Below are 15,912 nucleotides of genomic sequence, written 5' to 3'. Positions count from 1 at the left end.
GGCCGGGGGCGGACGGTGCATCCGCCGCCCGCTCTCCGGCCACCGCCTGTGCCGGCGTCCGGGGACCGCCCGCGGCACCGCCACGACCGAGGCGCGCGGGCGGATGCCCCCGTCGCCGCCGGACCGGCGCGACCGGGTGGGAACCGCCCGGGCTAGCGCGACCGGGTGGGGATCTCGAACCAGACGGCCTTGCCCTCCTGCGTGGGACGGGAGCCCCAGCGCCTGGCGAGCTGGTCGACGAGGTAGAGACCGCGGCCGCCCTCGTCGTTCTCCCCGGCGCTGCGGATGCGGGGAAGCCGCAGGTCCTGGTCGAAGACCTCGACCCAGACGGACTCCCGGCCCCGCCGGATCCGGAGCGTGAACTCCTTCTCCGCGGCGGCCTCGCCTTCGTCCTCGTCTTCGAAGCCGGGCAGGTCCCAGGACTCGTCGAAGTCCAGCGCGCCGCCGTCCATCACCAGGTCCCGGCGGGGGACGCCGGAGTTGGCCGCGTGCAGCACGACGTTGGTGACCACCTCGGAGACGAGCAGGCAGGCGAGCTCGGCCCGCTCCTCCGGGACGTTCCACCCGGTGAAGGCCTCCGCCGCCATCCGGCGGGCCTCGCTGACCATGATCGGCTGGGCCGCGAAGGTGCGCTCCTCGACCTCCAGGTCGGCGGCGGAGGACCTGACCACCAGGATGGCCATGTCGTCGTCGATCTCACCGGGCACCGCGACCGTCGCGGCGTCGGCGATGCGCTCCACCGAGCCGCCGGAGCACTCGACGAGCTTGTCGCAGAGCAGCGCGAGGTTCTCCTCGTCGCTGAGCGGGTGGCTGCCGGAGTCGCGCAGCGGGCGGCGGTCCACCAGGCCGTCGGTGTAGAGCAGCAGCGAGGCCCCCGGCGGCAGCGTCCGCGTCTCCTCCTTGTAGACCAGGTCGGCGTGCACGCCCTTGGCGCGGACGCCGAGCGGCTGGCCGACCTCCTTGATGTCGAGCTCGACGCAGGTGCCGTCGGCGAGCAGCAGCGGCGGGGCGTGCCCGGCGTTGGCGAAGGACAGCTCGCGCGACCACGCGTCGTACACGAGGTACTGACAGGTGACGATGGGCGGGACGCTGATGTCCTCGCCGCTGTCGTCCTGCTCGGGGGTGGCGATGATGCGGGTCCACTCGTCCAGGCGGGCGAGGATCTCCGCGGGCGGCTTGTCGTCCTGGGCGAAGGCGCGCAGCGCGGCCCGGAGCTGCCCCATGACGGCGGCGGCCTTGGCGCCCCGGCCCTCCACGTCACCGATGACGATGCCGACCCGGCCCGCCGAGAGCGGGATCACGTCGTACCAGTCGCCGCCGACCTGGGTCTGGATGCCCTGGCCGTGCGAGGCGAGCGGCGCGGCGGGGTAGTAGCGGACCGCGATCTCCAGCCCGTCGAGCTGGGGCAGGGCGCGGGGCAGGAGGTATTTCTGGAAGGACTCGGCGGTGTGCCGCTCCTCCTCGAACAGCAGCGCGTTGTCCACGGCCAGCGCGACCCTGGTGGCGATGGCCCCGACGAAGTCGCGGTCGAAGGTGTCGTAGTGCGGGCTGCGCCGGTCGGTGAGGTTGGACAGCCCGAGGTACATCAGGCCGAGCGTCTCGCCGCGCACGCACAGCGGGGCGACGATGGCCGACGTCAGGCCGACCTCCGCGGCCAGCCGGGTGCTGCCCTCGCTCGGGCTCGGGTAGCTGGTCCGGGCGAAGTCCTCGACCAGGACCGTCTCCTGGCGGCGCAGCGCGGTGTCGGCGTAGTGGCCCGCGGGGTAGCGGATCTCGGCGCCGAGCGGCGCCCAGGTGTCCGGCGGCGGGTTCCAGCCCTGGACGTGGGTGGAGACCCTCCGGGTCAGCCGCTCGCCCTCCATCAGCTCGATGAAGCAGTGGTCGGCGAACTGCGGGACGAGCATCTCGGCGACGCGCTTGAGCGTCTCCTCGACGTAGAGGGAGCCGGCGAGGCGCTCACCGATCCGCTCCAGCAGGCCGAAGCGGTCCTTCTCCCGCTCGTTGCTCCGCATGGCCTCGCGGGCGGTGATGACGATGCCCGTCACCGCCCCGGAGGAGTGGCGCAGGGGCACGGCCTGCGCGCGGACGTAGATCATCGTCCCGTCGCCGCGCTTGACCTCGAAGGTGCCCTCCCAGACGCCGCCCTTGAGCACCTGCTTGGCGGCCTCGACCGCGAGCGGGTGGTCGGCCTCCATGAGGCTCGGCGTGAGCCCCCGCGGCTCGGGGGAGCCCGGCGGGCCGGAATGGCCGAAGAGCTTCTCGGCGAACGGGTTCCAGTAGAGGAGATTGCTGAAGCGGTCGGTGACCACCACCGCCATCTCCGCCTGGTCGAGGACGGCTCCCGCCGAAAGGTGGTCGGCGGCGTCCTGCGGAAGATCCCCCCACCGCTTCATCCGGTGACCGCCCCTCGGTAACGGGTGTGCGCAAAGCGAACCACGGTTGCTCCTGCTGCAGTCTCGGCCGGGGAGTGGAGGGATTTCCCCGTGGGATCCAACCGAGCGAGTGCGCGCCGGTCAGCGCGCGGAGACGAAGACGTGGGCAGCGACCTCCCGCGGAAGGTCCGCAAGAGCGTTGCCCGTCGCATCGTCACCTATCACCCGCACACCGTAGTCGCTCGCCGCGAGCGTGACCTCGCGTCCGGGTTGTATCCCAACTTGCTTGAGTTTAAGCATCACAGCGGGATCGCTTTGCACTTGTTCGCTAATTCGACGGACGACAACGGGTACGTCCCTGGGTCCGGCCGCCTCCGCCATCGACGGCAGCGACTCCCATTCGGCTCCGGTCGCGGTGACGCCGAGCTCCTCCAGGCCGGGGATCGGGTTGCCGTGCGGGTCCCGGACGGGGTTGTTCAGCAGCGTGACCAGGCGCGCCTCGACGGACTCCGACATCACGTGCTCCCAGCGGCACGCCTCGATGTGCACCTCCTCCCAGGGCAGGCCGATCACCTGGGTCAGCAGGCACTCCGCGAGGCGGTGCTTGCGCATGACGCGGGTCGCGAGGGTGCGGCCGAGGTCGGTCATGGTCAGGTGCCGGTCGCCCTCGACCCGGACCAGGCCGTCCCGCTCCATCCGCGCGACCGTCTGGCTGACGGTCGGGCCGCTCTGCTGGAGCCGCTCGGCGATGCGGGCCCGGAGGGGGACGATCCCCTCCTCCTCCAGTTCGAAGATCGTGCGGAGATACATCTCCGTGGTGTCGATCAAGCCGTGTGCGGTCAAGACCCCTCCCTTCCTGTATCGGTGCCGTGTCCGCTCCGCGGCGTCCCGCGGGTCGCTCCGGACAGGGCTGGATTCGCAAAAAGGTCTTGGGCTACGACCCTATTGGGAGAACCGCCCGCGATGGCCCCGAGATGACAAAGGAGGGCAACACCGCGCGCCCGGGAATGCTTCCCGACCGGCCTGCACGCCCCGGACGCGCCACCCGGACGGAGCCGCCCGGCCGCCCGGACCCGTCCCGATCCGGCCGGGCGCCGGACGCGGCAGGGCCGGTCACGCCCCGGTCCCGCCGGATCCGCCGTCGGGTGCCCCGGTCCCGCCCGCCCGGTAGTTCCGGAACGCCGGTACGGCCAGCCCCGCGGCGAGCACCGCGGCCGCGCAGGCCAGCCCGCCGCCGACCCAGGCGCCGGTGGCGCCGAACCAGGTCGCGGTGGCCCCGGCCCGCAGGTCGCCCAGGCGGGGGCCGCCGGCGACCACCACCGTGAAGACGCCCTGCATCCGGCCGCGCATCTCGTCGGGCGCGTGGGTCTGCAGGATGGTCTGCCGCCACACCGCCGAGACCATGTCCGCGGCCCCGCCGACCGCGAGCAGCGCGACCATCAGCCAGAGCTCGCCCGCCAGGCCGGAGGCGGCGACGCTCGCCCCCCACACCGCGATCGTGAACGTGAGGGCCACCCCCTGGCGCCGGACCCGGCCCACCCAGCCCGACAGCAGCCCGCCGGCCACCGATCCGATGGCCATGCCCGCCGAGAGCCAGCCGAACGCGATCTGCGAGCCGCCGAACCGCTCCGCCGCGATCTCCGGGAACAGCGCCCGGGGAAGCGCGAACGCCATGGCGATGACGTCCACGACGAACGACATCAGCACCACCCGGTTGCCCGCGATGTAGCGCAGGCCGTCCACGACGGACCGCAGGCCGGGCCTGGTCACCTCTCCCAGCGGGGCGAGTCTCGGCAGCCGCAGGGCGGCGTACAGGCTCGCGCCGAACAGCACCGCGTCGGCGAGGTAGGCGACGGCGACCCCGCCCCGGGCGAGCGCCACCCCGGCCAGCAGCGGGCCGATCACCGCGCCGATGCTGCTGACCAGGAAGTTGAGCGTGTTGGCCGCCGGGACCTGCTCGGCGGGGAGCAGCCGGGGGATGATCGCGCCGCGGGTCGGGCTGGTCACGGCGAAACCGGTGGCGTGCACGGCCACGGTCGCCAGCAGCAGGCCGACGCTGGCCGTACCCGTCCAGGCCTGGACGAGCAGGGCGAGCGTCGCCGCCCAGGCGACCAGCGCGCCGCCGATCAGGAGCCGGCGCCGGTCGACGGCGTCGGCGACCGCCCCGCCCCACAGGCCGAAGACGACCAGCGGGACGAGGTTGGCCGGGCCGAGCATGCCGACCCAGAAGGACGAGCCGGTGATGGCGTAGATCTGCGCGCTGACCGCCACCGAGGTGAGCTGGAACCCCAGGTAGGAGACGCCCTGCCCCAGCCAGAGCCGCCGGTAGGCCGGGACGGCCAGGGGCCGGACGTCGACCAGATGCCTGCGCCCCAACTGCAGCAGCCCCACGCCTGCCCCCTCTTGCTCATCCGAATAACCGGATATATCAGCAAAAAGGAGGTGAGGTGGTCAGGGAGCCAGGCGCTCGACGACCCAGGAGTCCCCAGCGCGGCGGTAACGCAGGCGGTCGTGCATGCGGTCGAGCTGGCCCTGCCAGAACTCCACCTCCACCGGCACGACCCGGAACCCGCCCCAGAAGTCCGGCACCGGCGGGTCCTCCGGCCAGCGCTCCGCCAGCCTGGCGTACCGCTCGTCCAGCTCCTGCCGCGAGCCCACCACCGCGGACTGCCGCGACGCCCAGGCGCCGATCCGCGAGCCGTACGGCCGGGACCTGAAATAGGCGGCCGACTCCTCCCGCGACAGCCTGACCACCGGGCCCTCCACCCGCACCTGGCGGCGGATGGAGTGCCAGGGGAACAGCAGGCCGGCCCGGGGGTTCTCCGTCAGGTCCCGGCCCTTGCGCGACTCGTAGTTGGTGTAGAAGACGAACCCGGTCTCGTCGTAGCCCTTGAGCAGCACGGTCCGCGCCGTCGGCCGCCCGCCCGCCGAGCACGTCGCGACGACCATCGCGTTCGGCTCGGGAAGCCCGGCGTCCACGGCCTCGCCGAACCAGGCGGCGAACTGGGAGATGGGATCGGGTGCGAGGTCCTCCTCCAGCAGGGGATGACCCTCGTAGGTGCGTCGGAGCCCCGCCAGCGACGGCGGGCGCGAGGTGGCGTCCACGGGACGGTATTCTCGCGTGCTTGACGGCCGCCCACGCGCACCGCCCCCCACCTGGGGCTATCGCGTTCCGGCGGGACCGGCGGCAGGCCTCCTGAACACAGGGGGTTGAATATGACTCGCCGGTATCTCGACATCAAGGCTTTGACTTCAAGAAAGGGAGGCGGCCGAGAATGTCCGACTTCAAACCCGGGCTCGAAGGCGTCGTAGCTTTCGAGACGGAGATCGCGGAACCGGACAAAGAAGGGGGCGCCCTCCGCTACCGGGGCGTCGACATCGAAGAGCTGGTCGGCCGCGTCTCCTTCGGGAACGTCTGGGGCCTGCTCGTCGACAACAAGTTTCAGCCGGGCCTCCCCCCGGCCGAGCCGTACCCCATTCCTGTCCATTCCGGTGACATCCGCGTCGACGTGCAGAGCGCACTGGCCATGCTGGCCCCCGCCTACGGCTTCAAGCCGCTGCTCGACATCGACGAGGACGAGGCGCGCGACAACCTCGCGCGCGCCAGCGTGACCGCCCTCAGCTTCGTCGCCCAGTCGGCGCGCGGCCTCGGCCTGCCGATGGTCCCGCAGAAGCGCGTCGACGAGGCCCAGAGCATCGTCGAGCGGTTCATGGTCCGCTGGCGGGGCGAGCCCGACCCCAAGCACGTCAAGGCCATCGACGCCTACTGGGTGTCCGCGGCCGAGCACGGCATGAACGCCTCCACCTTCACCGCCCGCGTCATCGCCTCCACCGGCGCCGACGTCTCCGCGGCGCTGAGCGGTGCGGTCGGCGCCATGTCGGGCCCGCTGCACGGCGGGGCCCCCGCCCGCGTGCTGCACATGATCGAGGGCGTCGAGCAGGTCGGCGACGCCAAGAAGTACGTCCAGAGCGAGCTGGACAAGGGCCAGCGGCTGATGGGCTTCGGCCACCGCGTCTACCGCGCCGAGGACCCCCGGGCCCGCGTGCTCCGCCGTACCGCCAAGGAGCTCGACGCGCCCCGCTACGAGGTCGCCGCGGCGCTGGAGAAGGCCGCCCTGGAGGAGCTGCACGCCCGCAAGCCCGACCGGGTGCTCGCCACCAACGTCGAGTACTGGGCCGCGGTCATCCTGGACTTCGCCCAGGTCCCCTCGCACATGTTCACCTCGATGTTCACCTGCGCCCGCACCGCGGGCTGGGCCGCGCACATCCTGGAGCAGAAGCGCACGGGCAGGCTCGTCCGCCCCAGCGCCGACTACGTCGGCCCGGCACAGCGCTCGGTCAACGACGTCCCCGGCGCCGCCGAGGTCATCGGCGCGTTCTGACGCGCCCCGAGCCGGTACGGCCGTCCCCCGGGTCTCCGCAGGGCGGCCGTCTCGTTCTCCACCGGTACGGCCGTCCCCCGGGTCTCCGCGGGACGGCCGTCTCGTTTTCCACCGGTACGGCCGTCCTCGGGTGCCCGCGGGGCGGCCGTCTCGTTCTCCAGTAATCCCCGTCTCAAATCCCGGACCCGGGTCCGGGCCGGAGGACGGGCTCAGTAGGCTGGTCAGGTGGCTGACATCGTGATTCCCTCTGACCTCAAGCCCGCCGACGGCCGTTTCGGCTGCGGGCCCTCGAAGGTGCGCCCCGAGCAGATCTCGGCTCTGGCCGCCTCCGGCGCGAGCGTGCTGGGCACCTCCCACCGCCAGAAGCCGGTCAAGTCGCTCGTCGGGCGCGTCCGGGCGGGTCTGTCGGAGCTGTTCTCCCTCCCCGAGGGCTACGAGGTCGTCCTCGGCAACGGCGGCACGACCGCGTTCTGGGACATCGCCGCCTTCGGGCTCATCCGCGAGCGGTCGCAGCACCTGCACTTCGGCGAGTTCTCCTCCAAGTTCGCCTCCGTCGCGGCCAAGGCTCCGTGGCTGGGCGACCCGAGCGTCATCAAGTCCGAGGTCGGCAGCCACCCCGAGGCCGTCACCGAGGCCGGCGTGGACGTCTACGCGCTCACCCACAACGAGACCTCGACCGGCGTCGCGATGCCGATCAAGCGCGTGGGCGAGGACGGCTCACTCGTGCTGGTGGACGCCACCTCCGGCGCCGGCGGCCTGCCCGTCGACATCAGCGAGACCGACGTCTACTACTTCGCGCCGCAGAAGAGCTTCGCCTCCGATGGCGGCCTGTGGATCGCCCTGATGTCCCCGGCCGCGCTCGCCCGGGTCGACGAGATCGCCGGCAGCGGCCGCTACATCCCCGAGTTCTTCAGCCTGCCCGTGGCGATCGACAACTCCTCCAAGGACCAGACCTACAACACCCCGTCGGTCGCCACGCTCTTCCTGCTCGCCGAGCAGATCGAGTGGATGAACGGCAACGGCGGCCTGTCCTGGACCACGGCGCGCAGCGCCGACTCGGCGAGCCGGCTCTACACGTGGGCGGAGAAGACCTCCTACACCACGCCGTTCGCCGCCCCCGAGTTCCGCTCCAACGTCGTCGGCACCATCGACTTCTCCGACGGGGTGGACGCCGCCGCGGTCGCCAAGGTGCTGCGCGCCAACGGCATCGTCGACGTCGAGCCCTACCGCAAGCTGGGCCGCAACCAGCTCCGCGTCGCGATGTTCCCGGCGATCGACCCGGCCGACGTCGAGGCGCTGACCCACTGCATCGACCACGTCGTCGAGCGCCTCTAGTCACATCCGGCTCACCCCCGGCGTGAACGCCGCCGGGCGCGCGGTGCCCACCGCGCGCCCGGCGGCGTCGCTTTCAGCGATCCGGCCATTCCGCGCGCGCCACCGCGAGCTCCTCATCGGTGACGGGTCCGTGAACGGCTTCGGGTTCTCTCACGAGATCGCCCGGTGGATCGTCTCCGTGCCGTGATTCGTCCACTAGCCGGTCCTCCCGTAAGGGGAGATCGCGGGGCGGCGGCGGCGGACGATCCAGGCGGCCAGGACGCCGCCGAGCAGGCCGAAGAGGTGGCCCTGCCAGGAGACGCCCTCCTGGGTGGGGAGCACGCCCCAGATGATCGAGTAGTAGGCCGCCGCGACGCCGACGCCGATCACGATGTCGAGCAGGCGGCGGTCGAACAGGCCGCGGGCCACGACCAGGCCGAAGTAGCCGAAGACCAGGCCGCTCGCGCCGACCGTGACGAACCTCGGGTCCGTGGTGAGCCAGACGCCCAGGCCGCTGACCAGGATGATGATCAGGCTCGCGATCAGGAAGCGGCCCAGGCCGCGCAGGGCCGCCAGGAAGCCCAGGACGAGCAGGGGCAGCGAGTTGGCCATCAGGTGGGCGAAGTCGGCGTGCAGGAACGGGGCGAGGAAGACGCCGGTCAGGCCCTCGAGGTTCCAGGCGCGGATGCCGTAGTCGTCGAACTCGCCGGGCAGCACGTAGTCGGCGACCTCGATCGCCCACATGCCGGCGACCAGGAGGATGACGAGCATGCCGGCCCCGGCGGCCCCCGCGGCCAGGCTGCCCGCGCTGCGCCGGAGCCGCGCACCGGTGGATCGGGTGGGAGGGGTCGCCCCCGGGTGGTCGTACATGCGCTCTCCTGGCCTCATGGAGCCGTCACCGTGGGCCTGTCCCGTGCCCACGCCGCACGCGCCCACACCTTCACCGTACGCACTCCGGAGGCGTCGCACGCGCCCCGGCGCGAACGGGCCGGGACCCGCGGAACGGGCCGGGACGTACGGCCTTCCGGACGCGGACGGGCCGGGCGCGATCCTCCGGGGATCGCGCCCGGCCCGGCGGGCGGACCTCACGAAGTCCGCGGGGCTCCCGCTCCGGATCCGGCACGGAGCCCCGCGAGCGGCGCGGGGACGGTCACTCTCCCTTCCACTGCGGAGCGCGCTTCTCGGCGAAGGCCGCCGCGCCCTCCATGGCGTCCTTGGAGCCGAACACCGGGTTGACGATCTCGCCCTGCTTCTTGAACATCTCGTCGAGGCTCCAGTCGGCGGACTCGACGATCACGCGCTTGGTCGCGGCGAGCGCCAGGGGGGCGTTCGCCGCGATCCTGCGCGCCAGCTCCAGGGCCTTGCCCAGGGCCCCGCCCGCGGGCGTGAGGTGGTTGACCAGGCCGACCTCGTACAGCCGCGAGGCCGGGAAGTGGTCGCCGGTCAGCGCGATCTCCATGGCGATGTGGTACGGGATGCGCCGCGGCAGCCGCATCACGCCGCCCGCTCCGGCGACCAGGCCGCGCTTGGGCTCGGGCAGCCCGAACCTGGCCTCCTCGGAGGCGACGATGATGTCGCAGGCCAGCGCCAGCTCGCAGCCGCCGGCCAGGGCGTACCCCTCGACCGCCGCGATGAGGGGCTTGCTCGGCGGGGCCTCGGCGAGGCCGCCGAACCCCCGGCCCTCGACGACCGGGAAGTCCCCGGTGAGGAAGCCCTTGAGGTCCATCCCCGCGCAGAACGTGCCGCCCGCGCCGGTCAGCACGTAGGCGGAGACGTCCTTGCGCTCCTCCAGCTCGTCCAGGGCCGCGGCGATGGCACGGGCCACGACGCCGTTGACGGCGTTCTTGGCCCTGGGCCGGTTGATCGTGATGACGGCGACGCCGCCGTCGACCTCGACGAGGACTTCGTCGGGGGCCGTCTTGGCGTCGGGAGAGACGTCGGACACCGGTGACTCCTACTTGGGCTGGAAGCGGATGCCGCCGTCGAAGCGGATGGTCTCGGCGTTCATGTAGTCGTTCTCGATCAGCGAGCGCACCAGGTGGGCGAACTCGGAGGCCAGGCCCATGCGCTTGGGGAAGACCACCGGAGCGACCAGCTTGGCCTTGAACTCGTCGGCGTTGGGCGAGAAGCCGTAGATCGGGGTGTCGATGATGCCCGGGCAGATCGTGTTCACCCGGATGCCCACCGCGGCCAGGTCGCGGGCGGCCGGGACCGTCATGCCGACGATGCCGCCCTTGGACGCGGAGTACGCCACCTGGCCGACCTGGCCCTCCAGCGCCGCCACGGAGGCGGTGTTGATCACCACGCCGCGCTGGCCGTCCGCGTCGACCGGTTCGGTCCTGGCGATGGCCGCGGCGCCGATGCGCATCAGGTTGAAGGTGCCGATCAGGTTGACCTCGATGACCTTGCGGTAGGAGGCGAGGTCGTGCGGCGAGCCGTCGCGGTTCACCGTACGGGTGGCCCAGCCGATGCCGGCGCTGTTGATCACCACGCGCAACGGCTTGCCGGTGGCCACCGCGGCGTCCACCGCCGCCTGCACCTGCTCCTCGTCGGACACGTCGGTCTTGACGAAAACCCCGCCCAGCTCGTCGGCGAGGGCCTTGCCGCGCTCCTCGTTCAGGTCGGCGACGACCACGGTCGCACCGTGCGCGGCGAGATCGCGGGCCGTGGCCTCGCCGAGGCCGCTGGCACCGCCCGAGATGATTGCTGCTGCTCCGTTCAGGTCCATGAGCGGACTTTAACGCGGAGACCGAATGAAGTTCTACTCGGGGTGGGGTAAATCTCGCCCGGGGAACGCCAGGGAATCGTCAGATCGGGTCACAGCTCCCCGACCGCGGTGCCGACGTCGGCGAAGACCTTGATCCGACGGTCGAGGCCGGTCGTGCGCAGGATCCGCGCCACCGGCGCCTGAGGGGCGGCGAGGGCCACGCCCCCGCCCTGGCTCGTCGCCAGCCGCCACGCCTCGATCAGCACCGAGAGCCCACTGGAGTCCATGAAGGACAACGCGGTCAGGTCGAGCACCAGCCGGGAGCCGTCGATCTTGATCGCCTCACGGACCTCGTCCCGCAGGAAGGGCGCGGTGAACAGGTCGAGCTCTCCCTCGACCGCCACCACCACGGCGTCGCCGACGGCCCGGCGAGCCAGCCGTAGTTTCATCGATCCTCCTAGTCGAGCACGAGAGGCAGACCTACTTTACTTCGCCATCGCCGTACGCGTGCTCACGCGGTCCGGCGACCCCCTCCGGCGCGACAGGGGACGCTCCGTGCGGCACGGCCGGGAGGAGCGCACGGCTCCGAGGTCGTCGGAGGAATCGCCCCCGTCGGCCGCCGCCTCCTCCTCGCGCGCCCGGGTGATCGCCATCCGCATAGGAAAGCGCTCTCCATCGACCTGCGGGAAAGTCCCTCCGGCAACGACTGGCCGATAACGGCCAGGACTGATCGGATGTATGCGGGTTTTATGGCTCATATGTTTACCTGAGGCAATGAGGTTCACCGGAAGCCCCGAACCTGAACGGCTCGACGCGGACGGGTGCGCCCGCCTGCTCGGCGTCCCGCCGAGCCGGACGCGGCGGGCGGTGGACGACGGCGTCTTCGCCAGGCTCGCGGGATACGACGCCTGCGGCCGGCCGTACTGGCACGCGGAGGACGTCTACCGGTGGGCCGCGCGGACGGCCCCCGAGCTCCGCGACCGCGTCCCGATCGGCTACTGGCCCGCCGCCCGCCGACCGGCGCGGTACCTCGGCACGGAGACCGTCGTGGACTGGTCCGACCGCTCCGCGACGGCGCTGGGCTGGCGGACCGCGGCCGGGCCGGTGTGGGTGGTGTGGGACCACCCGCTCGGCGGGGACGACACCCTGGCCGAGGCCGCCCGGAGGCTGCCGTCCGCCGCCGCGATCACCGCCGTGGGGGGCGACTTCGGTTTCGACGGCCCCGCGCTGCGCGGAGTCCTGCCCGCCTTCCCCGACCGCGTCTACGATGTGCCCTGGTCCGCGTTGTCGCGGGCGGTCGGCGCGCCCGTCCCCTTCTGGCCGTTCGAGTTGCGCGTCCCCGAACTGCTGAAGGCCTGGCACCCGGGCGCCCCGCCCGTCGTGGCGCCGGCCGTCCCCGTCCAGAACCACGTCCCGGTGCTGTGCCTGGCCTCCCTGGTCGAGCCGGGCAGCCCCGCCCAGCGGGTGCTGACGAACCTGGCCCGGATCTGGCAGCACCGCGCCGCCGAGGCGGCCGCGCGGGACCTGGCGACCCTCGACCGGATCCAGGTTCCCGGGACCACGGTGGTGGCCGCCGTCCCGCTCCCCGTTCCCGACACCGTGCCGGACGACGTGGACCGCTCCGTCCGGCGCGCCGGATGGCTGGAGATCCTCTCCCGCGACGACGTCCTCGCCTCCGCCTGCGTCCGCCAGGCCATGCTGTGGGACGGCGGGGCCGACTTCCCCTTCGGCAATCCCGAGACCGTGGAGCCCGACAGCGCTCCGGGCGCCGAGTGGACCGAGCGGCTGGTCCCCGCGCGCCGCACCGCCGCCTTCACGCTCCTGGACCCGGACCGGTCGGCGGTCGAGACGCTGCTCGACCCCGAGACCGACGCCCCGGTCATCCGCACCGGGAACGGGACGCTGCACGTCGCCGTCCCGCAGCGGCTGCCTGCCACCAGCCCTCTGGCCGAGGTGATCCTGGACTCCCCCGTCTGGGTGCGGACCCGGGACGGCGTGCTCTACCCCGCGCCCATGGACCGGCGCCAGAGGCTGAGCTGGGGCTACCGCGGATCCGGCGCCTCGGCCCTGGCGCTGCTGGCCGACCGGCTCCTCGCCGACGTCAACGCCCTGGCCCCCGAGGGCGGCGAAGCGGCGCCCCCGGGCCTGGAGGAGCTCATGGCGACGGGATGGCCCCGGGGCACGGTCCTGACGCGGGGCCTGCTGGAGGCCGCCAGGGCGGGCCGGCCGTACACCGGGCCGGCCTGAGCGGGGACGGCCCCGGCGCCCTGCCGATCGGCCTGCCGCCGCGGGCTCCGCGGCGCACCGGCCGGCGGTCCCGCGGCATCCCGGACGGCGCCTCACGCGGTGGCCGGCGCCTCAGACAACGGTGAAACCGTACGGAAGCTCCAGCCGGTGCGCGGCCAGCAGCTCGGCGTCGGCCAGCAGCTCCCGGGTCGGCCCGTCGGCGGCGATCACCCCGCCGGACAGGATGAGCGAGCGCTCGCACAGCTCCAGGGCGTAGGGCAGGTCGTGGGTGACCATCAGCACCGTCACGTCGAGGCTCCGCAGGATCTCGGCGAGCTCGCGGCGCGAGGCCGGGTCGAGGTTGGACGACGGCTCGTCCAGCACCAGGATCTCCGGCTCCATGGCCAGCACGGTCGCCACCGCCACCCGACGGCGCTGGCCGAAGGACAGGTGGTGCGGGGGGCGGTCGATCGCCTCCAGCATGCCGACCTGCTCCAGCGCGTCCTCGACCCGCTGCTGGAGCTCCTCGCCGCGGATCCCCAGGTTGGCGGGACCGAAGGCGACGTCCTCGCGGACGGTCGGCATGAAGAGCTGGTCGTCGGGGTCCTGGAAGACCAGGCCGACCCGGCGCCGGATCTCCAGCAGGGAGTCCTTCGCGACCGGGAGCCCGGCCACCGTCACCGTGCCGTGCCCGGCGGTCAGGATGCCGTTGAGGTGCAGCACCAGGGTGGTCTTGCCCGCGCCGTTCGGCCCGAGCAGCGCGACCCGCTCCCCGCGCTCCACCCGCAGGTCCACGCCGAACAGGGCCTGCGTCCCGTCCGGGTAGGCGTAGGCGAGCCGGCTCACCTCCAGCGACGCCGCCGCGCCGTCCCCCGGTCGCCGGGAGGCCACCGCACCGTCCTCCGATCGCCGGGACGCCGTCATGCCGTCCCCCGGTCGCCGGGACGCCGCCGAGACCTCCTCCGGTCGCCGAGACGCCGTCATGCCATCCCCCAGTTGCCGAGCAGCGCCACCAGCGCCGCGCCCGGCAGCATAGCCGCGACGAGCCATTGCCGCGCCGACGCGGCCAGGTCGACGACGACCGGCATGGAACCGGTGTAACCGCGGCTCAGCATGGCCAGGTGGACCCGTTCGCCCCGCTCGTAGGAGCGGATGAACAGCGCCCCCGCCGACCGGGCGACCACCGGCAGGTGCCGGACGTCCCTGGCGGCGAACCCCCGCGACTCCCTGGCCACCCGCATCCGGCGCATCTCGCCCGCGACCACGTCCATGTAGCGGAGCATGAACATGGCGATCTGCACCAGCAGCGGCGGCAGCCGCAGCCGCTGCGCGCCCAGCAGCATCAGCCTCGGCTCGGTGGTGGCCGCCAGCAGGATGCTCGCGACCACCCCCAGGGTGGCCTTGGCCAGGATGTTCCACGCGGCCCACAGGCCCGGCACGCTGAGCGAGAGCCCCGCGACCGCCACCCGCTCCCCCGTCCCGATGAACGGGATCGCCACCGCGAACAGCACGAACGGGATCTCGACCGCCATCCGGCGGAGCACGAAGCCGGGCGGGATCCGCGCGGCCAGGGCGACCCCCGCCAGCAGCAGCGCGTACGCCCCGAACGCGGCGAACCACTCGCGCGGCGTGGCCACCACGGTCAGCGCGAACGCGGTGACCGCGGCGAGCTTGCACTGCGGCGGCAGCCGGTGGACGAGCGTGTCGCCCGGCCGGTGGAGCCGGTGCCCGTGGCCCGCGCTCACCGGTGGCGGCTTCCGGGCTCCGCCTGCCGTACGGCGGGCATCAGGCTGTGGTCCCGCCGGTCCCGCCGACCTTGGCGGCCCCGCCGACCTTTCCGGCCTCGGCGGCCTCGGCGGACCCGCCGGTCTTGGCGGCCTCTGCGGCCTCGCGGGTCCCGCCCGGCGTGCCGTCCTTCCGGCGGCGCGCGGCGTACGCGACGGCGCCCGCGACGAGGAGCGTGATCCCGACCCCGACGGGTCCGACGACCCAGAGCGGGACGCCGCCCACCTCGCCGTAGTCGGCCAGCGCCCACGAGCCGAGCGCGTGGTCGGTGGCCTGGCCGAGGAAGCCCTCGTCCTCGGCGACCCGCTCCAGCCCGTCCGGGTCTCCGGAGGCGAGGTGGGAGACGCCCCCGGCGAGCAGCAGCGTGACGCCGGCGCCCGCCAGCAGGAACGGCAGCGCCGGGCGCGGGGCGGCGGCCGGAGCCGGGGCCTGCGGGGCCACCGTGCTCTCGCCGCCGGGGCCGCGCAGCACCAGCGGGGCGGCCAGGCCGCGCGCGCCGTACACCAGGTCGGGGCGGGTGGCGAGCACGGTGCCGACGGTGACCGCGGTGATCAGGCCCTCGCCGATGCCGATCAGCACGTGCACGCCGCCCATGGCGGCGGCGACCGTGCCGATCTCGACGGGCGCCGTGCCGCCGATCCAGAACAGCAGGGCGAAGGCCAGTGCGGAGGCCGGCACCGAGACCAGCGCGGCGGCGAACGAGGCCGCGGTGATCGCGGTGCGGCCGCGCAGACTCCGGGTGATCAGCCGGAAGACGCCCCAGCCGGCCAGGACGGTGACCAGGCCCATGAGCGTGATGTTGACGCCCAGCGCGGTCAGGCCCCCGTCGGCGAAGAAGAAGCCCTGCACGAGCAGGACCACCGCCATGCACAGCACCGCGGTGTACGGCCCGACGAGTATCGCGGCCAGCGCCCCGCCGAGGAGGTGGCCGCTCGTCCCCGCGGCGACCGGGAAGTTCAGCATCTGGACGGCGAAGACGAACGCCGCCACCAGGCCCGCCATCGGGGCGGTCCGGTCGTCGAGCTCGCGGCGGGCGCCGCGCAGGCAGACCGCGACCCCGGCGGCCGCGACCGCCGCCGCCGAGACCGACACGGCCGCGTTGAAGAAACCGTCAGGAACGTGCACG

14 protein-coding genes are annotated in these 15,912 nt (G+C 73.2%); 3 read left to right on the top strand and 11 right to left on the bottom strand.

Annotated elements, in window-relative coordinates:
• Positions 1-152 precede the first annotated feature (152 nt).
• The 4 genes from HS048_RS07710 to pdxH form a co-directional block, all read right to left on the bottom strand.
• Complete coding sequence (locus tag HS048_RS07710) at positions 153-2,393, bottom strand: SpoIIE family protein phosphatase (RefSeq protein WP_068896500.1); 2,241 nt, start codon at positions 2,391-2,393, stop codon at positions 153-155.
• A 120-nt stretch (positions 2,394-2,513) separates the two neighbouring features.
• Positions 2,514-3,215 carry a metal-dependent transcriptional regulator gene (locus HS048_RS07705; protein ID WP_068896499.1) on the bottom strand — a complete coding sequence of 234 codons (702 nt, stop codon included), beginning with the start codon at positions 3,213-3,215 and terminating at the stop codon, positions 2,514-2,516.
• A gap of 270 nt (positions 3,216-3,485) precedes the next feature.
• The gene (locus tag HS048_RS07700; RefSeq protein WP_196466568.1) at positions 3,486-4,763 is read right to left on the bottom strand and encodes an MFS transporter; all 1,278 of its coding nucleotides are present in this window, start codon (positions 4,761-4,763) and stop codon (positions 3,486-3,488) included.
• A 60-nt stretch (positions 4,764-4,823) separates the two neighbouring features.
• Positions 4,824-5,477 (bottom strand): pyridoxamine 5'-phosphate oxidase, encoded by a 654-nt coding sequence (gene pdxH, locus HS048_RS07695; protein ID WP_068896497.1) that lies wholly within the window; start codon positions 5,475-5,477, stop codon positions 4,824-4,826.
• A gap of 170 nt (positions 5,478-5,647) precedes the next feature.
• On the opposite strand from pdxH, the gene HS048_RS07690 reads away from it, so the two are divergent.
• A complete protein-coding gene (locus tag HS048_RS07690; protein ID WP_189235108.1) occupies positions 5,648-6,754 on the top strand; it encodes a citrate synthase 2 in 1,107 nt (368 codons plus the stop codon).
• A gap of 225 nt (positions 6,755-6,979) precedes the next feature.
• Positions 6,980-8,089 (top strand): phosphoserine transaminase, encoded by a 1,110-nt coding sequence (gene serC / locus HS048_RS07685; protein ID WP_068896495.1) that lies wholly within the window; start codon positions 6,980-6,982, stop codon positions 8,087-8,089.
• Between the two features lie 195 nt (positions 8,090-8,284).
• Here serC and HS048_RS07680 read toward each other — a convergent pair whose 3' ends face one another.
• From HS048_RS07680 to HS048_RS07665, 4 genes are all read right to left on the bottom strand, one after another.
• Positions 8,285-8,938 carry a rhomboid family intramembrane serine protease gene (locus HS048_RS07680; RefSeq protein ID WP_196466567.1) on the bottom strand — a complete coding sequence of 218 codons (654 nt, stop codon included), beginning with the start codon at positions 8,936-8,938 and terminating at the stop codon, positions 8,285-8,287.
• 280 nt (positions 8,939-9,218) lie between these two features.
• Entirely contained in the window at positions 9,219-10,013 is a 795-nt protein-coding gene (locus HS048_RS07675) for a crotonase/enoyl-CoA hydratase family protein (protein WP_196466566.1), read from the bottom strand.
• A 9-nt stretch (positions 10,014-10,022) separates the two neighbouring features.
• Positions 10,023-10,796, bottom strand: coding sequence for an SDR family NAD(P)-dependent oxidoreductase (locus HS048_RS07670; RefSeq protein ID WP_068896493.1), 774 nt, complete (start codon positions 10,794-10,796; stop codon positions 10,023-10,025).
• Positions 10,797-10,885: 89 nt separating this feature from the next.
• Positions 10,886-11,224, bottom strand: a complete 339-nt coding sequence (locus HS048_RS07665; RefSeq protein WP_196466565.1) for an STAS domain-containing protein — start codon at positions 11,222-11,224, stop codon at positions 10,886-10,888.
• Positions 11,225-11,549: 325 nt separating this feature from the next.
• Here HS048_RS07665 and HS048_RS07660 point away from each other — a divergent pair, with 325 nt between their 5' ends.
• Entirely contained in the window at positions 11,550-13,022 is a 1,473-nt protein-coding gene (locus tag HS048_RS07660; RefSeq protein ID WP_196466564.1) for a hypothetical protein, read from the top strand.
• A 111-nt stretch (positions 13,023-13,133) separates the two neighbouring features.
• Here HS048_RS07660 and HS048_RS07655 read toward each other — a convergent pair whose 3' ends face one another.
• From HS048_RS07655 to HS048_RS07645, 3 genes are all read right to left on the bottom strand, one after another.
• A complete protein-coding gene (locus HS048_RS07655; protein WP_196466563.1) occupies positions 13,134-13,892 on the bottom strand; it encodes an energy-coupling factor ABC transporter ATP-binding protein in 759 nt (252 codons plus the stop codon).
• An 89-nt stretch (positions 13,893-13,981) separates the two neighbouring features.
• A complete protein-coding gene (gene cbiQ / locus HS048_RS07650; protein WP_068896488.1) occupies positions 13,982-14,746 on the bottom strand; it encodes a cobalt ECF transporter T component CbiQ in 765 nt (254 codons plus the stop codon).
• 40 nt (positions 14,747-14,786) lie between these two features.
• Positions 14,787-15,911, bottom strand: coding sequence for an energy-coupling factor ABC transporter permease (locus HS048_RS07645; protein ID WP_084008193.1), 1,125 nt, complete (start codon positions 15,909-15,911; stop codon positions 14,787-14,789).
• Position 15,912: the final 1 nt, after the last annotated feature.

Source organism: Planomonospora sp. ID91781 (genome assembly GCF_015711595.1).
In the GTDB taxonomy this organism is placed as follows: domain Bacteria; phylum Actinomycetota; class Actinomycetes; order Streptosporangiales; family Streptosporangiaceae; genus Planomonospora; species Planomonospora parontospora.
The sequence above is the reverse complement of the archived record's forward strand: the minus strand, read 5'-3'. Positions and strand labels throughout refer to the sequence as shown.

Excerpts from the sequence above, each read along its gene's own strand:
- HS048_RS07710 (WP_068896500.1), bottom strand. The coding sequence starts at position 2,393 with ATGAAGCGGTGGGGGGATCTTCCGCAGGACGCCGCCGACCACCTTTCG.
- HS048_RS07690 (WP_189235108.1), top strand. The coding sequence starts at position 5,648 with ATGTCCGACTTCAAACCCGGGCTCGAAGGCGTCGTAGCTTTCGAGACG.
- HS048_RS07680 (WP_196466567.1), bottom strand. The coding sequence starts at position 8,938 with ATGTACGACCACCCGGGGGCGACCCCTCCCACCCGATCCACCGGTGCG.
- HS048_RS07670 (WP_068896493.1), bottom strand. The coding sequence starts at position 10,796 with ATGGACCTGAACGGAGCAGCAGCAATCATCTCGGGCGGTGCCAGCGGC.
- HS048_RS07665 (WP_196466565.1), bottom strand. The coding sequence starts at position 11,224 with ATGAAACTACGGCTGGCTCGCCGGGCCGTCGGCGACGCCGTGGTGGTG.
- HS048_RS07660 (WP_196466564.1), top strand. The coding sequence starts at position 11,550 with ATGAGGTTCACCGGAAGCCCCGAACCTGAACGGCTCGACGCGGACGGG.